Origin of the sequence: Micromonospora sp. NPDC047753 (genome assembly GCF_040642735.1) — a bacterium.
GTDB lineage: Bacteria > Actinomycetota > Actinomycetes > Mycobacteriales > Micromonosporaceae > Micromonospora.
This window is the reverse complement of the sequence record NZ_JBEYSL010000589.1, coordinates 1-3,735: the sequence shown is the minus strand read 5'-3', so window position 1 is coordinate 3,735 and position 3,735 is coordinate 1. Positions and strand designations below refer to the sequence as shown.

The window sequence follows — 3,735 nt, the reverse complement described above, 5'->3', positions numbered from 1 at the left end:
GTCAACCCGAGAACGACCTGGAACTGCGCCAACTGCTGGCGACCGTTCCGCGCTGCCGGGCGCGGCCGGCAGCGCGGCCTGGAACCAGCGGTGCGCCGACGAGGTGTGGTTCGGAACCAGGTCGACGATCACGCGCAGGTTGCGGGCCCGGGCCTCGGCGATCAGCTTGTCAGCGTCGGCGAGGGTGCCGAACAGCGGGTCGATGTCGCGGTAGTCGGCCACGTCGTAGCCGGCGTCGGCCTGCGGCGAGGGGTAGAAGGGGGAGAGCCACACCGCGTCCACGCCCAGCTCGACCAGGTGGTCGAGGCGGGCGGTGATGCCGGGCAGGTCACCGATTCCGTCCCCGTCCGAGTCGGCGAACGAGCGGGGGTAGATCTGGTAGATGGCGGCCTCGGTCCACCAGCCGGTGGCCGGGGGACCGGAGGGGATCTGCTGCGTCGAGTCGGTGTTCAGGGTCGTCTCCCGTGTTGCGGTGTGTGGACTTCAGTGTGCCCGGGGTGGTGCTGTCGAATCCCGGACCACCAACCGGGTGGGCAGGACCACCGGAGTGTCGCAACCGGCACCCCGTTGACTGACGATGGGCCCCGGAGGCGGGGCCCCGAGCGGGTCGAGCAACATCTGGGCGGCCAGCCGGCCCTGCTCGGCAGCGGGCTGGGCGACGGTGCTGAGCCCGAGCACACCGGCCAGGTCGTGGTCGTCGATGCCGACCACGCTGACGTCCTGCGGCACCCGCAGCCCGACGTCGCGCAGGGCGGTCATCGCGCCCATCGCCATCTCGTCGCAGGCGGCGACGATCGCGGTCGGTGGCTCGCCGCGGGCCAGCAACTCGGCGGTGGCCCGGTTGCCACCGTCGATGGTGAAGGTGGACTCGATGTCCAGGGTGGGGTCGGGTCGCAGGCCCGCGGAGCGCAGCGCCGCCTGGTAACCCCGGCGTCGGTCGAGGTGGGTGGTGAAGGCCAACTCGTCGTCCGGGTCGCCGGAGATGTGGGCGATCCGGTGATGTCCGAGGTCGATCAGATGCTTGGTCGCGACCCGCGCGGCCGCCACGTCGTCGATCCGTACGCACGGCCAGTTGGGCACCCTGCTGCCCGAGCTGATGGTGACGCCGGGCAGTTCCAGCGTGGCCAGCGCGGTCAGGTCGGCCGGACGCAGCGGTGTGGCGACCAGCATCATGGCGTCCACCCGCTTGTGCAGGTTGGCCGTCCGCAGGACCCGCTGGCGGACCTGCTCCCGGCCGCCCAGGTTGTAGAGCAGCAGGTCGTAGCCGGACTGGTGGAGGTACTCCTCGACCGCCTCGACGACGGTGCTGAAGAACCAGCGGGTGATCCGGGGGACCACCACCGCTACCGTGCCGGTCCGGCCCCCGGCGAGCCGGGACGCGCTCGGCGAGACCTCGTAGTCGAGTTGCTCGGCGGCGGCGAGCACCCGGCGCCGGGTGGCGGCCGAGACCGTCGGTAGTCCGCGCAGCGCCCGCGAGACGGTGGCCGTGGAGACTCCGGCCAGCCGGGCCACATCATCGATCCTCGTCACGGTTTCCCCCGCTCGGTGCCCGGAGCGCCCGCCGCCGCCCGAGGGGCCAGGCGGCGGCGGGCGCGCGGGTCAGCCCTTGACGCTGCCGGCGAGCAGACCTCGCACGAAGAAGCGCTGCAGGGACAGGAACACGATGAGGGGTACGACGATGCTGACGAACGCACCGGCGGTCAGGCGCTGCCACTCGTTGCCCCGGGTGCCGGCCATCTCGGCGAGCCGGACCGTCAGCGGAGCGGTCTCGTCACCGCCACCCGCGAAGATCAGCGCGACCAGCAGGTCGTTCCAGACCCAGAGGAACTGGAAGATGCCGAACGCCGCCAGCGCCGGGGTGATCAGCGGCAGCACGATGGTGCGGAAGATCTTCGGGTGGGTGGCCCCGTCGACCCGGGCCGCCTCCATCAGGTCCCCCGGCAGTTGCGAGATGAAGTTGTGCAGCAGGAAGACGGCGAACGGCAGCGCGAAGCAGGTGTGGGCGAACCACACCTGGGCGAACTTCTGCTCGTCGACCAGGTCCCAGGCCGGCATCAGAGTGACGCCGCCGAGGCTGACCCCGGTGGAGAAGAACCTCAGCAGCGGTACCAGGGCCATCTGCAACGGCACGATCTGCAACGCGAAGATCGCGATGTAGACCCAGTCCCGGCCGCGGAAGTTGATCCACGCCAGCGCGTACGCGGCGAGGCACGCGAAGGCGAGCGGGAAGAGCACCGACGGGATGGTGATCGCCAGCGAGTTGATGAAGGAGCCGGCGAGCTGCCCGGAGGACGACGAGCGCCCGAACAGGACCTGCTCGTAGTTCTCGAAGGTGAACTGCGGGTTGGTGAAGGCCGTCCACCAGCCGGTGGTCTTGATCTCGTCCTCCGGCCGGAGGGAGGACACGAGCAGGCCGAAGGTCGGGATGGTCCAGACCACCGCGATGACGATCGAGACGAGCGTCGCGGTGCGGCTGTTCAATCGCTTGCGGACCCGGCCGGCCGTGGTGGTCGGGGTGCCGTCGGTCTTCTGGGTGCCGGCGGCGACGGTGGGCGTTGCGGTGGTCATCTCAGCCCTCCCGCTGTTGACGGAGGTTACGGATCTGGTAGATCACGACCGGGATGACCAGGAGGAAGAGGAAGACCGCGAGCGCGGAACCCCGCCCGTTCTCGCTGTACCGGAACGCCTGGTTGTACATCTCGTTGGCGATCACGCTGGTGTCGTAGTTGCCGTTCGTCGAGGTCCGGACGATGTCGAAGACCTTGAGCGTGGCGATCGTGAGGGTCACCATCACGACGATCAGCGCCGGTCGGATGCTCGGCATGGTGATCTGCCAGAACATCTGCCACGGGCTGACACCGTCGAGCCGGGCGGCCTCGACGATGTCGCCGGGGATCGCCTTGATCGCGGCGGAGAGCACCACCATGGCGAAGCCGGCCTGGATCCAGACCATGATGACGATCAGCAGCAGCGTGTTCAGCGGCGATTCGAGCAGCCACTGCTTGGGCTCACCGCCCAGGCTGACCACGATCTGATTGAGCAGACCGATCTGGTCGCCCTCACCCCGGTAGGCGTAGACGAACTTCCAGATGATGCTGGCGCCGACGAAGGAGATGGCCATCGGGAGGAAGATCAGTGACTTGGCCACGGCCTCGAAGCGGGCCTTGTCCACCAGGACGGCGTAGATCAGGCCGAAACCGGTCGCTACCAGCGGGACCAGGAGCACCCAGATCAGGGTGTTGATCAGGACCCGGACGATCGCGTCGTCGGAGAACATCCAGCCGAAGTTGTCCAACCCCACCCACTCCGTGCTGGTCCTGTTCATCAGGGAGAGCAGCACGGTGCGGATGGCCGGCACGACCAGACCGATGGTGAGTAGCAGCAGCGTCGGCAGCAGGAAGAAGAGCGCGAAGATCCCCTCCCGCTGCTTGGGTCGACGGGGAAGTGGAGCACCACTAACCGAGGCAGCGACGAGCTGCGCCTCCCGTCGCCGGGCGAACCAGGCCGGCACCACGTCGAGCAGCAGTAGGAGAGCACCCACCACCAGCACGAAGGCGACCAGCCCGTACATCAGCATGAGGAGCTTCGGCTGCTGATCGGCGAAGTCGAACTCCATCAACCCTCCCTTCCGGGTCCACCTCGGCCGGTGGCCCGGCCCGCGTCAGCGGGCGCCGTGAAGCGCTGACATCCCCAAACCGGGATTTGTGAGCCTCGGCGAACACTTGCCGAACCCAC

General features: G+C 68.8%; 4 protein-coding genes. All 4 read right to left on the bottom strand.

What is annotated here, in order from left to right; translation table 11 throughout:
• The coding region (locus tag ABZ749_RS31440; protein ID WP_357234171.1) for an alpha-amylase family glycosyl hydrolase at positions 1–453 on the bottom strand (453 nt) is incomplete at its 3' end.
• A gap of 30 nt (positions 454–483) precedes the next feature.
• Positions 484–1,530, bottom strand: a complete 1,047-nt coding sequence (locus tag ABZ749_RS31435) for a LacI family DNA-binding transcriptional regulator (protein ID WP_357234169.1) — start codon at positions 1,528–1,530, stop codon at positions 484–486.
• Between the two features lie 69 nt (positions 1,531–1,599).
• Positions 1,600–2,568: a carbohydrate ABC transporter permease gene (locus ABZ749_RS31430; RefSeq protein ID WP_357208069.1), complete on the bottom strand. Its 969-nt coding sequence runs from the start codon at positions 2,566–2,568 to the stop codon at positions 1,600–1,602.
• A gap of 1 nt (position 2,569) precedes the next feature.
• Complete coding sequence (locus ABZ749_RS31425; RefSeq protein ID WP_357234166.1) at positions 2,570–3,616, bottom strand: sugar ABC transporter permease; 1,047 nt, start codon at positions 3,614–3,616, stop codon at positions 2,570–2,572.
• Between the last annotated feature and the right edge of the window lie 119 nt (positions 3,617–3,735).